Source organism: Gordonia sp. LMA167, assembly GCF_058130025.1.
Window position 1 is genome coordinate 6712439 of sequence record NZ_CM176708.1, and the last position, 19196, is coordinate 6731634.

Annotated in this window: 18 protein-coding genes; 9 read left to right on the forward strand and 9 right to left on the reverse strand. The window is 64.8% G+C overall.

Features of this window, described 5'->3' with window-relative positions; all coding sequences use genetic code 11:
• Positions 1-146 precede the first annotated feature (146 nt).
• The 3 genes from ACVT6V_RS30165 (at position 147) to ACVT6V_RS30175 (ending at position 2503) form a co-directional block, all read left to right on the forward strand.
• Entirely contained in the window at positions 147-1358 is a 1212-nt protein-coding gene (locus ACVT6V_RS30165; protein WP_489897719.1) for an aromatic ring-hydroxylating dioxygenase subunit alpha, read from the forward strand.
• Positions 1327-1677 carry a hypothetical protein gene (locus ACVT6V_RS30170; RefSeq protein ID WP_489897720.1) on the forward strand — a complete coding sequence of 117 codons (351 nt, stop codon included), beginning with the start codon at positions 1327-1329 and terminating at the stop codon, positions 1675-1677. Before ACVT6V_RS30165 ends, ACVT6V_RS30170 begins: the two co-directional genes overlap by 32 nt.
• 121 nt (positions 1678-1798) lie before the next feature.
• The gene (locus ACVT6V_RS30175; RefSeq protein ID WP_489901068.1) at positions 1799-2503 is read left to right on the forward strand and encodes an SDR family NAD(P)-dependent oxidoreductase; all 705 of its coding nucleotides are present in this window, start codon (positions 1799-1801) and stop codon (positions 2501-2503) included.
• A gap of 24 nt (positions 2504-2527) precedes the next feature.
• Here the strand turns inward: ACVT6V_RS30175 and ACVT6V_RS30180 are convergent, their stop codons facing one another.
• The gene (locus ACVT6V_RS30180; RefSeq protein ID WP_489897721.1) at positions 2528-3421 is read right to left on the reverse strand and encodes a helix-turn-helix transcriptional regulator; all 894 of its coding nucleotides are present in this window, start codon (positions 3419-3421) and stop codon (positions 2528-2530) included.
• Positions 3422-3523: 102 nt separating this feature from the next.
• Between ACVT6V_RS30180 and ACVT6V_RS30185 the strand changes: the two genes are divergently transcribed.
• The 3 genes from ACVT6V_RS30185 to ACVT6V_RS30195 all read left to right on the forward strand — a co-directional run bounded on the left by ACVT6V_RS30185 (position 3524) and on the right by ACVT6V_RS30195 (position 5465).
• Entirely contained in the window at positions 3524-4573 is a 1050-nt protein-coding gene (locus ACVT6V_RS30185) for an alcohol dehydrogenase catalytic domain-containing protein (RefSeq protein ID WP_489897722.1), read from the forward strand.
• Positions 4574-4831: 258 nt separating this feature from the next.
• The gene (locus tag ACVT6V_RS30190; protein WP_489897723.1) at positions 4832-5053 is read left to right on the forward strand and encodes a hypothetical protein; all 222 of its coding nucleotides are present in this window, start codon (positions 4832-4834) and stop codon (positions 5051-5053) included.
• 34 nt (positions 5054-5087) lie between these two features.
• Positions 5088-5465 carry a DUF2255 family protein gene (locus tag ACVT6V_RS30195; RefSeq protein WP_489897724.1) on the forward strand — a complete coding sequence of 126 codons (378 nt, stop codon included), beginning with the start codon at positions 5088-5090 and terminating at the stop codon, positions 5463-5465.
• A 44-nt stretch (positions 5466-5509) separates the two neighbouring features.
• On the opposite strand, the gene ACVT6V_RS30200 is transcribed toward ACVT6V_RS30195, so the two are convergent.
• On the reverse strand, positions 5510-6880 hold the full coding sequence (locus ACVT6V_RS30200) for an MFS transporter (protein ID WP_489897725.1): 1371 nt from the start codon (positions 6878-6880) through the stop codon (positions 5510-5512).
• Between the two features lie 430 nt (positions 6881-7310).
• On the opposite strand from ACVT6V_RS30200, the gene ACVT6V_RS30205 reads away from it, so the two are divergent.
• A complete protein-coding gene (locus ACVT6V_RS30205) occupies positions 7311-7670 on the forward strand; it encodes a nuclear transport factor 2 family protein (protein WP_489897726.1) in 360 nt (119 codons plus the stop codon).
• Between the two features lie 307 nt (positions 7671-7977).
• Here ACVT6V_RS30205 and ACVT6V_RS30210 read toward each other — a convergent pair whose 3' ends face one another.
• Positions 7978-9585, reverse strand: a complete 1608-nt coding sequence (locus tag ACVT6V_RS30210) for a tannase/feruloyl esterase family alpha/beta hydrolase (RefSeq protein WP_489897727.1) — start codon at positions 9583-9585, stop codon at positions 7978-7980.
• Positions 9586-9908: 323 nt separating this feature from the next.
• Here ACVT6V_RS30210 and ACVT6V_RS30215 point away from each other — a divergent pair, with 323 nt between their 5' ends.
• Complete coding sequence (locus ACVT6V_RS30215; protein WP_489897728.1) at positions 9909-10916, forward strand: alpha/beta hydrolase; 1008 nt, start codon at positions 9909-9911, stop codon at positions 10914-10916.
• Positions 10917-11174: 258 nt separating this feature from the next.
• On the opposite strand, the gene ACVT6V_RS30220 is transcribed toward ACVT6V_RS30215, so the two are convergent.
• The 4 genes from ACVT6V_RS30220 to ACVT6V_RS30235 form a co-directional block, all read right to left on the reverse strand.
• A complete protein-coding gene (locus ACVT6V_RS30220) occupies positions 11175-11633 on the reverse strand; it encodes a 6,7-dimethyl-8-ribityllumazine synthase (RefSeq protein ID WP_489897729.1) in 459 nt (152 codons plus the stop codon).
• 655 nt (positions 11634-12288) lie between these two features.
• Positions 12289-12702, reverse strand: coding sequence for a tannase/feruloyl esterase family alpha/beta hydrolase (locus tag ACVT6V_RS30225; RefSeq protein ID WP_489897730.1), 414 nt, complete (start codon positions 12700-12702; stop codon positions 12289-12291).
• Positions 12650-13903, reverse strand: coding sequence for a tannase/feruloyl esterase family alpha/beta hydrolase (locus tag ACVT6V_RS30230; protein ID WP_489897731.1), 1254 nt, complete (start codon positions 13901-13903; stop codon positions 12650-12652). The genes ACVT6V_RS30225 and ACVT6V_RS30230 overlap by 53 nt, the downstream gene beginning before the upstream one ends.
• A 72-nt stretch (positions 13904-13975) precedes the next feature.
• Positions 13976-15814: a CocE/NonD family hydrolase gene (locus ACVT6V_RS30235; RefSeq protein ID WP_489897732.1), complete on the reverse strand. Its 1839-nt coding sequence runs from the start codon at positions 15812-15814 to the stop codon at positions 13976-13978.
• 96 nt (positions 15815-15910) lie between these two features.
• On the opposite strand from ACVT6V_RS30235, the gene ACVT6V_RS30240 reads away from it, so the two are divergent.
• Positions 15911-16954 (forward strand): helix-turn-helix domain-containing protein, encoded by a 1044-nt coding sequence (locus ACVT6V_RS30240; RefSeq protein WP_489897733.1) that lies wholly within the window; start codon positions 15911-15913, stop codon positions 16952-16954.
• A gap of 107 nt (positions 16955-17061) precedes the next feature.
• On the opposite strand, the gene ACVT6V_RS30245 is transcribed toward ACVT6V_RS30240, so the two are convergent.
• Both ACVT6V_RS30245 and ACVT6V_RS30250 read right to left on the reverse strand, forming a co-directional pair.
• Positions 17062-17535, reverse strand: coding sequence for a MaoC family dehydratase (locus tag ACVT6V_RS30245; protein ID WP_489897734.1), 474 nt, complete (start codon positions 17533-17535; stop codon positions 17062-17064).
• Between the two features lie 32 nt (positions 17536-17567).
• Positions 17568-19181, reverse strand: coding sequence for an FAD-dependent oxidoreductase (locus tag ACVT6V_RS30250; protein WP_489897735.1), 1614 nt, complete (start codon positions 19179-19181; stop codon positions 17568-17570).
• Positions 19182-19196: the final 15 nt, after the last annotated feature.

The following is a 19196-nucleotide window of genomic DNA, read 5'->3' on the forward strand; positions in this document are numbered from 1 at the left end:
ATATGCTACAAGCACACTCTAAGTGGACCGACGGTCAGTTTAGTGCGGCGCTCGACAGTGGCGGTTCGATCACTGCCCCGACGCGCTATGACTCTGTGTTGCACAACACCTCTGCCGTCACCGAGCTCTCGGAAGGACGTTTACACATGCCACATTTTCCGAAACCGCCGGAAGGAAGTTGGACGGAGCATTTCGGCATCGACACGCGACCGATGTCGTATGACGACTCGATCAGTCCTGAGTACTACGGCGTCGAGCGCGACGCGATTTTCGGGCATTCGTGGCTCAACGTCGGACGCGTCGAGCAGGCGCCGACCACGGGGACGTTCTTCACGAAGCCGATCGACGCCCTCGATGCCTCCGTCCTGGTCGTACGAGGCGATGGCGCCCGATGGCATGCGTGGACATTGCCGCTTCGATACCTACCCGCATCTCTCCGGCAGGACAGATTCGATCCGGCCGATGCCGAAAGTTACATGACCCCACTGCACGTCGACGTGTGGGAGGGCTTTCTGTTCGTCAACTTCGACGCGGACAACACCACGACCCTGGACGACTACCTCGGGAAGTTCGCGGCCGGCATGACGGGGTATCCCTTCGACAAGCTCACCCACGTCTACAAATTCCAGTCGCATGTGCGCAGTAACTGGAAGCTCTACATCGATGCGTTCGCGGAGTTCTATCACGCGCCGGTGTTGCACGCGAAACAGTATGTGTCCGACGAGTCGCGAAAACTGTTGAACCACGGGTTCGAAGCGCTGCACTATGACATCGACGGCCCGCACGGCATGGTGTCGTCGTGGGGCGGCATGGCACCGCCCAAAGACCCCATGATGGTCAAGCCGATCGAACGCGTCTTACGGAGCGGCAACTTCGGTCCGTGGGACAAGCCCGACATTCCCGAACTCACCATGCTGCCCTCCGGCCTCAACCCGACCGGACACAAGTCGTGGGGGCTGGACTCCTACGTCTTCTTCCCGAACTTCATGATCGTGGTGTGGGAGCCGGGGTGGTATCTGACATATCACTACTGGCCACTTGCCTACAACGAGCACATCTTCGAGGGCACGCTCTACATGGCACCACCCACCACACCGTCTGACCGCATGCGGCAAGAACTGGCTGCGGTCACCTTCAAGGAGTTCGGACTCCAGGACTGCAACACCTTGGAGGCGACACAGACGATGCTCGAGACCCAAGCCGTTACCCACTTTCCGCTCAACGACCAGGAAGTCCTGCTCCGACATCTGCACGGTTCAGCGCGACGCTACGTCGAGAAGGTCCAGCGTCGCTCCGACACCACCACCGGCTCGCCGACCATCGGCAATGATCGACAGGAGATCGACAGTGTCCGCTAGCCTTCCCGCCGCCTTCGCCGATCTCGAACCATTCGCCGAGTGGGCACTGCAGTCCGAGGGTGAACGCTACGCAAAACGACTGTCCAGCACGATGGTCGAGTTGCAGGCCTTCTATTCCGCCGCATTCCCACGGCTCGCCGACGCCGCCACCTACCTCGACCAGTACCCGCTCGACGAGCTGCCCGACGACGCCTATCAGCTTCTGCTGCTCACCTATTCGCTGATCTGTGTGTCATTTCCCATCGAGGCATGGCATCAACCCCGGGTGCCCGACACGGGCGCAGCAACCATGGCCGCAGTCATCGAGCCTGTCCCCTGACGCTCGGCGAAGATCACCTGCACACTTCGTTGATGCGTACGTCAACGGACCACCCGATCATCAGAAAGGTCATCACAATCGTGAATCGATCAGTCAGCAGCACAGGAGCGCCGGCGTGGGCGTGAGGACCGCGGTGGTCACCGGTGGCGGGTCCGGAATCGGCGCAGCAGTCGCCCGGCGACTGGTGGCCGAGGGCTACCAGGTGGCCACCATCGATCGACATCCCAACGACGACGACAACTCCGAGGTCGCCGACGTCACCGATCGCTCACAGGTCGACGGCGCGCTCGCCGCTATCCGCAACCGTTTCGGCCCCATCACCGTCCTCGTGAACGCGGCCGGAATCGTCGGCAACGCACGGTTCGTCGACATCGACTTCGATGCGTGGCGGGAGGTCATCAACGTCAACTTGCACGGCACCTACCATTGCATTCAGGCGGTCCTGCCCGACATGCTCAGCGGCAAGTGGGGGCGAATCGTGAACATCTCGTCGTCCAGTGCGCACTCTGGTCAGCCGTACATGACCCACTATGTTGCCGCCAAGTCCGCCGTCAACGGGCTGACCAAGTCGCTGGCCCTCGAACTCGGCCCGTTGGGTATCACGGTCAATGCGGTACCACCCGGTTTCGTCGACACACCCCTACTTCGCCGCGACGAGGAACTCAACCGCCTGGGCGGATCCGTCGATGACCACATCCTGCAGACTCCTGTCCGTCGAGTCGGCAAACCTGAGGATGTCGCCGCGGCCTGTGCATTCCTGATCTCCGAGGACGCCGGCTACATCACCGGGCAGATCCTCGGCGTCAACGGCGGACGCAACACGTGACGCGAAACCTCAAGCGACGGAAGCTCAGCCGATCGCGTGATCCTCGGTGTCGATCGTCTCCTGGCTCGCTGCCCACGAGGCGAGAAGCTTGAGGCCATCGGCGGTCGGCGTGCCGGCCGCGGCGGTGTAGATGTTGAGATACAGTCCCGGCTCTGATGGCAATTCCATGCCTTCGAAGTCGAGGTCGAGTTGCCCGACGGCCGGGTGTCGGAGACGCTTGCGACCACTGCGGTGGAACCGCACATCCTGCGACGCCCAGCGTTGACGAAAAAGTTCACTGCGCGTAGACAATTCACCGACGAGCTGGATCAGCGCCTTGTCGTTCGGGTTGCGGCCGGCCTCGAGTCGCAGCATGGCGGCAGCATCGCGGGCGATCTGGTCGTAGTCGACGAAGAACTCCTCCGCCTCATCGGGATGCAGGTAGATGAAGCGGGTCGTGTTGGCGGGCCGCCTTGAGTGGGCGAGGACAGGCGAATACAGCGCCCGCGCAAGTTGATTCATGGCGACGATGTCGTGGCGCCCGTTGCGCACCCACGCGGGTGCGTCGGAGATCGCGTCGAGGACCTGTTGGATGGCCGGACGCACGGTGGTGGCCGGCGGGCGGGCTCGCCGCGTCCCGGCGCCTGCCTGCGACTGGCGCGCCAAGGCGAACAGGTGATCGCGTTCGGCTTCGTCGAGTTGCAGCGCGCCGGCCAGCGCGGTGAGCACGCCCTCCGATGCGCCGGCGAGATTGCCGCGCTCCATCCGGACGTAGTAATCGACGGACACACCGGCGAGCAGCGCCACCTCCTCGCGACGCAGACCCTTGACCCGGCGGTTGCCGCCGTAGGCCGGCAACCCCGCTTGATCAGGGGTGATACGTGCGCGCCGCGAGCTGAGGAACTCGCGGATCTGGGTGCGCAGGTCGGTGGTATCCATGTTTCCCAGGGTAGGCACGAAGCCGCACACCAGGGAGGTACTGGCAGTACCCGGAACGGCCGTGACTCCCCACGCCCGCGCAAACGCGGTCTGATGGATGTCATGAAAGCTACCTACATGTACGGCGCCGGCGACGTCCGCGTCATCGATGTCCCCGATCCGATCATCGAGCACCCGACCGATGCGCTGGTCCGAGTGACGCGCGCCTGCGTGTGTGGCAGCGACCTGCACCCGTATCACTCGATGCCCGCCACCCCCGACGGTTCTCCCATGGGACATGAGTTCATCGGAGTGGTGGAGGCCATCGGGTCCGATGTCAGCACGCTGAGCGTGGGCGACTTCGTGATCGCCCCGTTCGCCGTCTCCTGCGGGACCTGCGAGTTCTGCCGCGCCGGTCTGCAGACCTCGTGTGTACGCGGCGGATTCTGGGGCGACCCCCAACTCGGAACCGCCGGCGCCCAGGCGGAGGCCGTTCGGGTGCCGCTCGCCGACGGCACGCTGGTCAAGGCGCCGGTCGACGCGAACGCCGACGACGCGCTGTTGGCCTCGCTGCTCACCCTCTCGGATGTGTACGGCACCGGATGGCATGCAGCTGTGCGTGGCGGGGTGACTGCCGGGAGCACGGTCACCGTGATCGGTGACGGCGCCGTCGGCCTGCTCGCGGTGCTGTCGGCTCGGCAACTCGGCGCCGAACAGATCATCCTGATGGGCCGGCACCGGGCCCGGACCGATCTGGGCCGTGAGTTCGGCGCCACTGATGTGGTCGCCGAGCGCGGCGACGAGGGCATCGAGAAGGTCCGCGACCTCACCGGCGGTCTGGGCAGCCAGATCGTGTTGGAAGCGGTCGGGCATCGACCCGCCTACGACCAGGCGATCGGCGCGGTCCGCGCCGGCGGCGTGATCAGCCGCGTCGGCGTTCCGCAGTACGACGAGGCGCCCGTCGGTTTCGGCAGCCTCTTCGGCCCCAACGTGACCCTGACCGGTGGTCCCGCGCCGGTCCGGGCCTACATCGAGCAGCTGCTGCCCGCGGTGCTCGACGGCACCGTGGTGCCGGGCAAGGTCTTCGACCGGACGATGTCGTTGACCGAGACAGCCAAGGCATACACCGCGATGGACGCCCGCGAGGCCCTGAAGGTCGCGGTACGTCCGTGATCGACATTCGGCATCCGATGATCGGCACCTGAGGACCGAGGAGAAGATTCGATCACCGTCGTCGAACCCGGCGGAGCCCGAACCGAATTCCGCTGTGCCAGCGCTAGACCCCCGCTCCCTGAGGAGGCCCGGAGCGCTAGCGAAAGGCCGTCAACCCCCGCTCCCAGAGGAGGCCCGGAGCGCTAGCGAAAGGCCGTCAACCCCCGCTCCCAGAGGAGGCCCGGAGCGCTAGCGAAGGGCCGTCACGAAGGGCCGCCCATGCATTCCTCCAGATGCTCCACCCGCCAACGGACCCGCCCCGGAGACCCGGCATTGATGACCACGCGGATCATCGAGAGCGCCGAGCAGCAACACGCCCCGGTACGCATGGTGCTGGGTTCGCACGCACTGCAGTCCACTATCGTCACCCTGCGCAAGCGCGTGGCGGACTTGGAGACACAAACCGAACTCGCGGCGTCGACCGACAGTCCGTCCGCGTGACCCTTGCTCGCACCCACCAACGATCGGAGATCCCATGAACGCCTTTGACACCGAGACGGCGCGATTGATCACCGCTCCCCAAGAGGTCGAACTCGCCACCCGTCGCCGCGACGGCAGTCTCCGGACGCCGCGGATCATCTGGATCGTCGCCGTCGGCGACCGGGTCTTCATCCGCTCGACCAACGGCCGCGGAGCGTCCTGGTTCATCTGGGCGCTGGCCACCGGCTCCCGGCAGATCACCGCCGGCCCCACCACCGTCGACGTCGCATTCACCGAAGCCGCCGACAGTGACCTGGCCTCGGTGGACCGCGCCTACCGCGACAAATACGGCAGCTACGCATCGATCGTCGATCACCTCGAGGAGCCCGGGCCCCGCGCCGCGACACTCGAGGTGGGGCCCGCGGGCCCGTAGCGGAAGCGCGCTCGTCGCCGCACATGACCGTCGTGGCTGACCTTTCACCGCAGCACGAAATGCACCGCCAGCGCGATGAACACGATGGAACAGCCGATCGCGCTGAGTGCCAGGGCGATCATGATGCCGCTCTCGGTCGGAAATGTGCCCGGACCGGGATGCGCGGCCAGCACGGCTCCCGACAGTGCGCTACCGCCCGCGCCACCCACGGTGCGCAAGACCTGATTGAAGCTGACGGCGCTGCCCAGCTCTTCGGTGACGACGGTGCGCGCGATCAGCGCGGGCATGGCCGCGTATGCGGTACCGAGGCCGACACCGAACAGGAACATCCCGATCAGGATCTCCCACAATGCATCGTGAGCAAACAGCATCAGAAACGCCGCGACGGCCATGGTCGCGGTGCCCAGCCGCAGCAACGTGGGCAGACCGATCCGGGCCGCCACAAGCCGCACCACCCGATTCGCTCCGAAGCTCCCGACCGACAGTGGCAGCATGACGAAGCCGGCCCACAGCAACGGCAATGCGATGCCGTAGCCGGTGCTGGTGGGTGCCTGCGCAATGAGACTGGCAATCGAGAGTCCGACGTAGAGTGCGGCACCGAGTCCGATCGCGGTGCCGTTGGCCAGCAAGACGTCGGTGTGGCGGAAGATGCGCAGATTGATCATCGGGTGTGTGGCGCGCAATTCGACCACCCCCCAACCGATCAGCACCGCGATTCCGACGGCCAGGGCTGTCAGCGTGCGGGGATCGAGCCAACCCCAGTCGGGGCCTTCACTGATCGCCAGCAGCACTCCCGAGAGCCCGATGCCGAGCAGCATCGCGCCGGGCACGTCGAATCGTTGCCGCGGCGCGTGCTCGTCGGGGCCGGAGGGAACCACCACCCAGACGGTGATCATGGCGGTGATGAGGAACAGCGCGGCGGCGACGAACGCCATGCGGAACCCGAATCCCGACGCCAGTACGCCGGTCAACGGGTAGCCGACGCCGAGGCCGGTCGCCACCGTGACCGACAGCGCTGAGATGCCCGGTCGCACCAGGTCGTCGGACAGGTAGCGGCGCGCGAGGGCGATGGTGACCGGCACGATGCCGTAGGAGAGCCCCTGCAGGGCTCGACCGGCCAGGAACACTCCGAAGGTGGGGGCGGTCGCCGCCATCACCGAACCGAGCAAGATCACCGCGAGCGCCCAGATCAACAGTCGTTTCTTGTGCGGGCCGTCGCTGAGCCGGCCCATGACCGGAGTGGTCACCGCACCGACGAGCAGGTTGATGGTGAGCATCCACTGCGCTGAGCCCACCGCGACGTCGTATTCCTCCGCGACGCTGGGCACCAGCAGCATGCCGAGCGAACTGACCACGGCAGTCGACAACGCCGCGTAGACCAGGCCGGGCAACAGTCGAGTCGAGGTTCCGGCCATCTGGCCACCCTATCGATAGCGCACGCACCCCCCGGCCACTGAGGAGCGTCACCACCACGGTCCCTGAGGAGCGAGGCGCCAGCCGAGCGTCACGAAGGGCGCCCTTCGTGACGTTCCTCCGCTAGCGCTCCGGAACTCCTCAGGGATCGAGGGGGACCGGGGATCGAACCTCCTCTGGGATCGAGGGGAACCGGGGATCCAACCTCCTCCGGGATCGAGGGGAACCGGGGATCCAACCTCCTCCGGGATCGAAGGGAACCGGGGATCCAACCTCCTCCGGGATCGAAGGGAACCGGGGATTCAACCTCCTCCGGGATCGAGGGGAACCGGGGATCCAACCTCCTCCGGGATCGAGGGATAGGAAGGAGCCGGGGGCACCCAGGCTCCACCTGCGCTAATCTGCGCTTCACACAGCCACATCGGAGGACTCATGAGCGATGACATCACCCGCCTGATGGAAGCCAACCTCCTCGAGGTGTTCGACGAGCGTGACCGCGAGCGTCGGTGGGACGCGATTGCCCGCACCTACTCACCCGACGTCGTGTTCACCGATGCAGAGGGCACGGTGATCGGGCATGAGCAGGTCTCCGCGAAGGTCGATGCCCTGCTCGACGGCCCTCTGAACGGGCTGCACTTTGTCAAAGCCGGTCCGATTCACCAGGTTCCGGGGATGGGGCATTTGGCGTGGAACGTGGTAGCACCCGGCTCCGACGAGGTGATCGCGTCGGGGTTCGACGTGGCCCTGATCGAGGGCGGGAAGATCGCGAAACTGTTCACAATTCTCACGTGATCATCTGCCGGACCTGGTTGCTGCTGTTCACCGTAAGATGCGGTGCCATCACGCCTTACCCTGTGCTGAGCACCACCACCATCGCCCAGGCCGGGTTGCGGAACTGGGCGCACAATCAGCACAGTGCCACCGGCTCCCAGAAATCTACGTCCCTACCACCGCGGTCAATCTGTTCATCATCTGGTCGTGCCGTTTTTGGCAGATACGTCCTCCGGATCGGCGAACACGACCACTGACACAGTTCTGTGTTTCGCCGAGGTGGTGGGAGGAAGTCGCGCCTTGTCGCGCCACTCCCTCCCACCAGGGCCTAGTGGGCGACCGACTCCGCTTGCAGTGCGCCGTAGGGCGCGACCTGTCGGGTGTCGAGGATCGCACCCTCGACGGAGTGCTTGAACGTCGCAAGGGTCTGCGGGGCCACGCCACCTTCCACCCATTCCATCAGGGCGATCATGCCTGTCGCCAGGTCGGTGCCGAAACCGTCAGGAAGGCCGAACCCGTGACCGTCACCGGGACACATGAACAGCCGGGCATAGTCGGCAGTTGTGGAAAACCCGCCCATCTGGTCGACCACCCGGTCGTAGTATCGAGCGCTCCCCTGGGAGAAGATCACCTGGTCGTCGGTTCCGTGGGTGATCAATAACTTTCCGCCGCTGTCGCGGAGACCGGAAAGGTCCGGGTCGTCGATCGCCGCATAGGAATACTCGTCGACGCCCTGTTTGAACAGCCGGGCATACTCCTCGAAGGTGAGTGTGGTCCAGTCCCACTCCGGATCACGAAGCAGCCAGGTCTGGAACCAGGACTTTGCGATGAAAAAAGGGTCGGGCTCGAGCTCACCGGCGGCGTTGTCTTCTGTGACACACAACCCGACGCCTGGAACCAGGGTTCCCCACGATGCAGCGCCGGGCCTGAGGCCAAACCACAATTGTTCGCCGTCTGGAGAGCGCGGCCCATCCCAGATCATCTGCATGACCTCCGCGTCACGGTGCGTGATCACTCCTGCGGCGGTCGCCTGCCCGACAATGCATTGAGGGTCGTACACGGGGGGTTCCACACTGTCGATGAACGGATCGAGGGCGCCGGTGGCCCTCTGGTAGTCGTCGATGGCAGCTTTTCGGAATGCCTCGAGCTTCGCCGGCGCAAGCGGGTTCTCCAGCTCCTTCATCACCAGGGCCGGCCATAACTCGGCAGGGATGAACCGTGTCCAGTTGATCGCCGGCACGTCCGACCACACACCGTCATAGTCGGACGGGTGGTAGATCGCTGCTGCGATGGCTTGACGGCCACCGCCGGAACAACCCTGAAAATAAGAGTATTTCGGCGCCGAACCGTATACGGCGACTGTCACGGCCTTGCCGACGACGGTCATCTCATGAGTTCCGCGATGGACCCAATTGTCGATCAGGTCTCGGTCGTTGTCCCTCGTCTCTCCGTTGTATTGCCAGTCAGCCGGGCGTGGATCTTCGCCGACTGCACCATCCGTGCTGGCAGCGGCGAAGCCGTTTCGGACACCGACGGCAATTGTCGAGGACCTCAACACATCGCCGGGCATCAATCCGTTTGTGAGACGGTTTCCGCCCCCTGCGGTTCCAAGAAACCGACCGTTCCACGCGCTCAGCGGGAGCCAAACCCGGATGGTGGCAATGTGGGCGCCAGGGCATTCCTGATGTACGACCACCTCGCAGTAGTTGGGGAGGTCGGTCTCGACGAAAGCCGGTATCTGCGTGATCAGGTTTGCGGGCACCTCGAGCTGCCCGCTGCGGTTGAACTCGACGCTCTCGACCGATACGCCCGGCAGGTAGGCCAGCGCCTCCGAAAGCGTCTGAGTGTTGCATCGCTCGACGACATTTGGATCATCCTGCAGGTCGTCCGGTCTGACAATCCACTGGTGACGCGAGGTGCGTGCGATCGTGTCCATGTATATGACTTCCTTCGTGTTTCGACGATCAGGCATGTTCGCCGTCCAAATGCGCCCGCAGAAAAGCGGAACGCTTGTGATGCTTATCGCGTATGTCTACGAGTGTGCGCTGCGGCACTCATCAACCTATCTGCCCTGCCCGTCGCCGCGTCAGCCGCCAGACGGCGGGAAGTCGTAGCCGAATGGCGGTAGAAATCGCACGTCGCGCCCTGTCAATGTCCACACAGGGCACGAACAGATCGTGCCCCAGGTCGAACGAACGCCGGTCGCGGATCGTTCGAATCCGGTCGTCCGCCCGCGGGGTCGAGAATGGAGCAGGTCACATGAGTCAAGAATCGTTGGTCGACATTGCCAGTGAAGCACGAGTCGGCGTGCCGCCGGTATTCGACGCAGAGTGCAACACCGAGCTGGAAAAGAGCCGGGATGAGCTACCGATCGCGGTAACGATCGACATGCTGGCAGACTTCAGGCAGATGAACGAGTCAGCCAATGCCTCCGACGAAATCCTCAGCGCCGGTGGCACCTACGCGATCACCGAGCGAGTGATCCCGGGTCCTGTCGGCGACCCAGACATCGCGCTTCTCATCTCCATCCCCACCGCCGCAACATCCCCCGTGCCGGTGATCTACAACATCCACGGCGGCGGAATGATCGGCGGTACACCCCGCAGCGCACTGCACGTCACCGCGGACATCGCGGCCGCGAACAACTGCGCGCTGGTGTCCGTGGACTATCGACTCGCGCCCGAACATCCCCATCCCGCACCGGTCGAGGATTGCTACGCCGGACTGTGCTATGTCGTCGACCACGCCGACGAACTGGGAATCGACCCCGCGCGGGTGATCATCTTCGGCATCAGCGCCGGGGGAGGCCTGGCAGCCGCGACGACCCTCCTGGCGAGGGACCGCGGTGGACCCGCGCTGCACGGCCAGATGCTCTTGGCCCCAATGCTCGATGACCGAAACCACACCCCGTCGGCGGTGCAGATGGCCGGACGGGGCGTCTGGGACCGGACCGCCAACGAAACCGGTTGGACGGCATTACTCGGCGCCAACCGCGGAGGGCCAGACGTGTCGCCGTATGCGTCTGCGTCACGCGCGGAATCGCTGGCCGACCTCCCGGCGACCTTCATCGACGCCGGATCGGCCGAGACGTTCCGCGACGAGGCCGTGGACTACGCCCAGCGAATCTGGCACGCAGGAGGCGACGCCGAACTCCATATCTGGCCCGGCGGATTTCATGGCTACGACGTGTTCGCACCCGAAGCCGCGGTGTCGCAGGCGACCCTGTCCGCACGCATGCGGTGGCTGGGTCGGTTGCTGCGCCGCTGAGTCACCGATCTCCTATTTCGTCTGATCTTGAACACATTTCGGAGTCGGCACCGCTGCGCCGGGTGGTCCGGATTCGGACAGCCGTGTCGTCCGATCTGTTGTCGAACCCCAGGAATCATTCGCGATCCAACACACCATCGGCCCGAAAGCTACGTCGTGCGCGCCGGGTGGAGGGCACGTTCCGATGAGGGTCGCTGGTCACGCGCCTGCCACCTCGGCGAAGGTCACCCCGTCATCGCTGTTTGTGTTGATGTGCGCTCACGGCTCGTCGATCGCCTGCAACGACTTCATCGTGGAAACGCAGGCCCGCGCGGCCTCTTCCCCTTTGGTCACAAAATGCCGCGTGAAGTAGTTGAGATGCTCCTCGTGTTCGTGAAAGTGGTGGGGAGTCAACACGACCGAGAAAACCGGGACATCGGTATCGAGTTGAACCCGCATGAGTCCGTCGATGACGGCGGTCGCCACAAAGTCGTGCCGGTAGATTCCACCATCGACCACGAGGGCGGCACCGACGATTGCTGCGTACCGTCCGGTCGCCGCGAGTCGCTTGGCGTGCAGCGGGATCTCGAACGCACCCGGCACCTCGAAACGGTCGACGAGCGTCGGATCGACACCGAGTCCGGGAAGCTCGGCGACGAAGCCCTCCCGGGCCTTGTCCACGATGCTGCTATGCCATGTGGCCTGGACAAATGCAATGCGCGATGCTGAGTTGGTCATGGAAGAAATGTAGTCGATCTGTGCGCCTGCTCACACATGCTCCGGCATCTCCCCCGTGCGGTGAGCCGGCGGGAGTCGCAACCGCAGGCAGGGCACTCCGACTGAGGCTCGGACCCATCGAGTGGGCTGTGACGATGCCCGCGATGACCTCGACCATCGGCCGGTAATCGACTGCCAGGCCAGCGCTTTCCCACTTGTGACCAGCACCGGCATGGTCGGTTTGCCGTCGCGTCGAGAGTGGTGCGGATGACGCCCGCCTCATGGTCGAGCTCCCGATGAGTTGCGACTCTGAGAACCCGGCACCATCAGGTGGTGTCACGTGGCGGCCTGTTGCTCGAGCAGATCGCGATGCCCGAGCATCACGACCACGCGACCAATGTTGTCGCGGGCCCTGTGCTGTCCGCGTACGTCCTCCGCGCCGCGCCGCCTGTGTGCGATCGACTGGCCGCGGTCCGGTCCCGACTGTCGTTCAACCTGAGCAGCGCGGTCCGCAGGACTGGCCCCTGGCCCGCGGTTGGCGACGGCACACCCCCCAACTCTGACGGGATCGCCCACGCCCCCCGATCAGTTCATGAAAAGCCCGACCTGCCAGGCCGCGATGGCGGAACGGCAGGTCGGGCGACCCTTCGTGCAACCCTCTGGCGTCGACGACGCCTCACGCACCGTCCGCATCGGACAATCGATACGGGAGGACCGATTTGGTTCCGGTGACGGTGATCCTGTCCTCCCCGAAGTACACGGTATTCGAGATGGTTTGGGGCCATGTCGTTTTCGACCAGTTCATCAGGGCGATCATTGAGGTTGCCAACTCGATGCCGAACCGGTCTCTGATCCGAAATCCGTGGCCGTCACCGGGTACCAGGAAGAGTCGGGCGAAGCCACCTACCGCAGACTCTCCTCCCATGCGTGCGATGACGCGGTCGAAGTAGCGACGAGTCCCCTCGGGATCGATCAGCTCGTCGCCGGTTCCGTGGGTGATGAGAAGCTTCCCACCGCTTTCCAGCACGCCTGACAGGTCAGGGTTGTCGATGTCCGCGTACCCGAACTTCTCGACACCCGCGCGGAACAACCGTTCCGTACCCTTCGAACGTCAGTGTTGTCCAATCCCATTCGGGGTCTTCCAGAATCCATGACCCAAACCATGCCGTGGAGAGTGCGAAAGGATCGGGTACCAGTTCGCCGTCGCGGCCGGTGGTCGTACACGTACCGACGCCGGCGAAATTGTCTCCCCAGCTTTCGGTTCCGGGGCGAAGCCCAAACCACAACGGTTCACCGGCCGCGGTATGTGGTCCGTCCCAGATCATTTGCATCACGGCAGCGTTGGCCTCGGTGATCTCCCCATCCGCCGTATGCCACCCCACGATGCGCGAGGCGGCGAAGACGGTGGGTTCATCGCCGGATGCGAACGGATCGGATGTGCCGTGAAGACGGTTGAAGTCGTCGACGGCTGCGACGCGGAAAGCCTCCAACTTGACCGGCGACAACGGATTGGCGAGCTCTTTCGTCACCACCGCAGGCCACAGTTCGGCGGCAATCAGGTGCGACCAGTTGATCGCCGGGTCCGACGCCCACACCCCGTCGTAATCCGAGGAATGGCACTGCACCTGTGCCATTGCCTGCCGACCACCGCCTGATCCGCCCTGGAAGTAGGAGTACTCCGGGTCGGTTCCGTGAATGGCATTGACCACAGCCTTGCCGATGACGGTCATGTCGTGCGTGCTTCGGTGGATCCAGTTCTCGATGAGATCCGGATCGTTCTTGCCCGTTTGTTCGTCGAATTGCCAGTCGGTGAACCGTGGATTCTTTCCGTATCCGCCATCGGTCACGGCTGAGGCGAACCCATTGCGGATCGCGACCCCGAGGTTCGCGTGCCGTAGCTCATCGCCGGGGATCCATGCGACTGTCGTTCGATTGGCGTGTCCGCCCGACCCGAGGAACCGCTTGTTCCAGCTCAATGGCACCCACACCGTCACGAGCGCGACATTGCCGGCGGGACTCTCCTGCTCGACGACCACTTCACAGTAATCCGGCAGGGACTCCTCGACGTAGCTGGGGGCGCCGAAGGGGTGCGGAGGTGTCTCGAAACTCCCAGACCTGTTGAGGCTGACCGAGTCGACTCGCACGCCGGGAAGATACCCGATCGCGGCGGCGATCACGTCCCCGGTGCAACGGTCGGTCACGTCGGGTGGAACCTCGATGTCTCCCTGCGTCATCCATTGGCGGCGGCCGGTCCGACGCAGGTCCGCAACATCATTCAAGGGGGTACTCATGGGTTGTCCTTCGAGAGCTGATGTGTCATCGCGACAGGGTTTGGTGGCCGACCGACAGAGGTGTCGATCGATTCATCGCTCGATGATGGGCAACGTGATCCGACTGGGATACTCAGGCCCGCGGTGGATGCGATTGACCGCGGTGGCCATATCCGACAGGTGTTCCTTTGCGATGATGCCGCCGGTGTTGGAATTGCGGTCATAACGCGGGAAATTGCTACTCGACACCTCGACCATGATGCGGTGGCCCGGCAGGAAGACGTTCGAGGTGGCGAGCAGGTCGACGCTGATCTCGTAGATCTCGCCGGGTGTCATCTGTTGCGGAGCGGACAGGGAGTTCCGGTAGCGCATCCGACAGACGCCGTCACACAGGATGATGGCTGTGCCGTCGGGGTGCACGTCGACCAGTTTTGCGGTGAAGTCGGTGTCCACGGCCGACGAGCTCACGTACAGGGTCGCCGAAACCGGGCCGGTGACCTCGACCGGTTCGTCGAGCACCTCAGTGGTGAAGACCAACACATCGGCTCTGTCGTGGACCGGGCGCTGATCCACCGGACCGTCCCAGCCTCCGGGTTTGACGGCTGTACCGCCGAGCGTGGGGACCGGGCGGGCAGCGTCGTAGAGATAGGTGTCCACCACGTCGGTGATCGGCTCGGCCGCCGTCAGGACACCGGCGCCCGCAGCAGTGTTGGCGGGACCGTCGCCATTGAGAAAATAGGATCGATAGACGGTGTCCGGGAGCGGCCAATCCGACTCATCGCGCCACTGGTCGATGCCCATCACGAACAGCCGGACCCGGGGCTGGTCGGCCAGCGCATCTTCCCGACCCTTGAGCCAGCGATCGAACAATGCAATATGCGGATCGGTCAGCATTGCGGCGTCGATGGATGCGAACATACCGAATGACCGGTCGGGGTAGTGCGCCGCGTGCCCGTTGGGACTGTGCGCCCACGGCCCGATGATCAGATACTGGCTGTTGCGGGCGTCCTCGGACCCCGCCTTGTCGCTCAACATGCGGTACGAGTGCAAGGTCTCGCCGATGAAGAGGTCATACCACCCTCCGACGTGCAGCGCCGGGGTGGTGATCGACGAGGCACTGTCCAGGCCGGCAAGTCCGCTCCACATCTCGTCGCGGTCGGGATGGGTCAGCACCTTCTCGAAGGTCCATGGGAAGTGCTTCTCGATGAGCGGATGATCGGTGAGAGGCGTGACCGCGACGACTCGTTCCTGATCGGCCAGGTCGGCGGCGAGCAGCGGTAGATCGCTCACCTCGCCGGTACCTGCCTTCAGCGACCGTTGCGCATTCTGCAAACCCATCATCGTTGCCCAGACCATGGTGATGTCGAGCGACAGCGCACCCCCCTGCGAGTACCACGGGGCCCGGTAGAGATCGCCGGACGAAACGGCCGGCGCGATCGCCTTGAGCCCCTCGGTCCCGGTAGCGGCGAGGAGCCATTGGTTCATCCCGAGATAGGAACCGCCGAATGTCGCGATGTTGCCGTCGCACCAGTCCTGCGCGAGGAGCCACTCGATGGTGTCGACACCGTCTTCGGCTTCCCCGACGTGCGGAACGAACGTCCCTTCCGACTCGAAGGTTCCCCGACAGTCCTGTACGACCACGACGTAGCCGGCCGCGACCAGCTTGAAGACGTTCGGCGTGGGACCGGTGTATGTGACGAACTCTGTCTTCCCGTAGGACGTCCGTGTGAGAAGCACCGGGAGCGGCCCCTCGGACGCCGGCAACCAGATGTCCGCGGCAAGTCTGGTGCCGTCCCGCATCGGGATCTGCACGTTCTTCATCACCTGGTACGACATCGGAGCCCCTTTGCTGACGTGTGCACCCAGATCAGGCGCGGTTCGGGCCGATCGTATGACTGAAAATACGCGCGCGGCGTTGCCATTCGGCGGCAATCACCCGCCAAATGGCATCGCCCGGGACCCACGAACACTGCGATCGCAACCCGGTCGCTCCTGGTAATCCACATCACAGTGCGGCACGATGAAGCGGTGCACCACGTAATCGCCAGACTCGACGCGTTGGATCCGGATGCGGGCGCTGCCGCCCGGGTGATCACGCGGTTCGACGAGCTGGTCGAGGGCCGCGCCGGGCTGGAGCCGATCGTTGCCGCGGTCGCCACCCTGACCGGCTGCCCAGCGCGATTCGTCGACTCGCGCCACAACATCGCGCTGCGTGCCGACGTCGATGGACACATCGATCGCAAGCTCGGCCCAACGGACGCACAATGGCCGACCGCACAGCTCACACCCGATGATCCGGCGGCCTTCTGGATTGAACACACCGGCGGCTATTCACTCGTCGAAGCGATGGTCCTTGATCGGGCATCCTTCGCCGCACGCGGGGTGTTGCAGCGAACACGACGCGCTCCGCGGCTTGCCGGCGATGTCGACGATCCGGCCGCGGTGGAAGTTCTGCTCGACGCCGCAGCCGGCGAGCATGACCGTCGCAACGCTCTCCGCGCGCTTCGGATTCCCGAGGATGCCCTGCTGCGCGCGGTGGCCGTAGCCGGGGCACCGGGGAGAGTCGAGACCGTCGACCAGGCCACGCACACCCGGAGACAGGCCAGCGGCCAACGCGTCGGAGTGGGCCCCGCGGTCCCCTTCCTCGAACTGCCGCGATCGTGGGCAGACGCGCAGACGGCACTGCGCTTCGCCGCCGACGGAACCGACGACGACCCCGGTCCGTGTGTCGTATACGCCGACGAGGTCAGCGCTCTCGCCCTACTGGCCGGCGCATTCGACCCAGCCGCGCCGCCGATCGACGTCCTGAAACTCGAGACCGCCGCCAAGACAGCGCCCTGGGTTCTGCGAACCCTGGTCGAATACACCTCGCACACAAGTCTGCGGCTGGCCGCGGCCGCGTTGTACATCCACCATTCGACACTGCAAGACCGCCTTGTCACGATCGAACAGTCCCTGGGCTGGTCGACGCGGGATCCCGCGGGACGCCTTCGAGTACAACTCGCGATCGCGATCCGGAGGCTGCGGCTACACCCTGCCGAAACAGGTTACGTCGGCAAGCGCCCGGCTTAGGGCATGCGCTGAGGCGCCGGCTTTCACGTGTCCACCGCCGATCCGGTGGCACCGAGCGACCCAACGGTGCCCGCGCACGCACCGGCCAGTTGGTCGACAGCGCTCGATCAGCCGACCAGGAGCCGGACGGTGTCGGCGACGCATGCCGGCTTGGTCTGTCCCTCGATCTCCACGACGAATCTAACCACGAACCGCCACCCCGACGGCGCACTCCGGGCGTCGGTCAGCGTCGCGACGGCACGGACGCGGGAGCCGACGACCACCGGATGCGGGAAGCGTACGGAATCCAGCCCGTAGTTGACACCCATCTCCACACCGTTGACCGTGTAGATCTGCCAGCCGAAAGACGGCAGCAGAGACAACGTCAGGTATCCGTGGGCGATGGTGCCACCAAATGGGCCGCCGACCGCCCGCTCGGCGTCCACATGAATCCACTGTCGGTCGCGGGTCAGCTCCGCGAAGCCGTCGACCATCGTCTGATCGATCGTCAGCCACGCGCTGGTGCCGAGTTGCTGACCGACCGCGGCGCTGAAGTCGTCGACGGACTCGAAAACCCTCGGGGCGCTTTCTGCGCTGATCACAACCTCCTTGTGGGGCCGATACCCGGTTGCCGTCAGGATTCGCGGGCGGCGACGATGGTGCGCTGCTCGTCGCGGCTCACCGTCTTCAGTCGCGACCGTCCCGCGGCGCGCCCAGTGGTCTTCTCGTGCGTATCGAGGTGCCGCCAATCGTCAAAGCTCACGGCGTCCGGCAACTGTTCCGTGATGTCGTCGATGACACCCGGTTCGGCCAACACTCCCGCGCGGAAGTCGTCGAGCAACGACGCGACGGTTGCCTGCGCACACCGGCGGTTGGTCCCGAGCGATCCCGACGGGCCGCGTTTGACCCAGCCGGTGACGTACGTTCCGCTGACGGTCTCACCGTCGACATCCTGTACGCGGCCGTCATGATTGGGGACGATGGCCCGCTCGGTATCGAACGGGAGCCCGGCGATCGGCTCCGAACGGTAACCGACGGCGCGGACGACGAGCCCGCACTCGACGTCGACTACATCGCCGCCACCCGTCGACTCCAGGCGCAGCGCCCGCACCGCGGAGTCGCCGACGATCTCGAGTGGTGTCCGACGGAAATCCAGCACCACGACGGGTTCATCGGTCTCCGGAGCCTGCGTCGGCAGTTGCTCGATGAGCTCTCGCTTGTATTGCGCGACGACCGAGGCGTCCGGTGACGGCTCACCCAAGGTCTCGCTGCGGATCAGACGTGGACCGAGTGACTCACGCAGCCCGATGAGCTCCGGCGTCGTGAAGGCCGCGACGTCTGCGCCGCGACGGCCGAGCACCCTGATCTCCCGGATCTTAGACCCGGCAAGCACATCCAACGAGTGTTCGGCGATGTCGGTGGTGCGGAGGTCGTCCACGTCAGACGCGAGAATGCGTGCGACATCGAGAGCGACATTGCCGTTGCCGATGACGATCGCCCGTTCCGACGTGAGGTCGGGCTCGAACTCTGGCCCGTCGGGATGTCCGTTATACCAGGCGACCAGCGAGGTCGCGGCCATACTGCCGGGCAGGTCCTCACCGGGGATGTTCAGACGCCGATCCGACGCAGCGCCCACACCGTAGAGAACTGCGTGATAACGATCGGCGAGGTCGTCGCGCGTGATGTCCACACCGACTGCGACGTCGAAGAATACGCGGACCGCGCGGTGACGCATCGACCTCGTGAAGGCGTCGGCTGCCTGCTTCGTCGCGGCGTGATCAGGAGCGACACCGTGCCGCAGCAACCCCCACGGGGTCATCAGCTTCTCGAAGACGTCGATCTGGACGTCGAGGCCACGCTGTGCGAGGAGATGTTCGACGGCGTAACTGCTCGCCGGTCCAGCGCCCACGATGGCCACACGCAGGGGCCCCGAGTCCTTCCACCCACGCACGGGCGTAGCGACATACGGGACCCGTGGGTAATCCTGGTGGGTCCGATCGCGGTAGTACACCGAGTTGAGTTCCAGGAACGGCAGCGAGGATTCCGGCAGATCGTAATCGGGTTCGATCGCGCTCACCGGGCACGCGTCCAGGCACGCACCGCATTCGATGCACGCCTCTGGGTCGATGTAGAGCATTTCGGTGGTCGCGTACTCCGGCTCATCGGGTGTCGGATGAATGCAGTTCACCGGGCACACCGGCACACAGGACGCGTCGTTGCAGCAGTTCTGCGTGATCACGAACGTCATGGGGTCACCTGATTC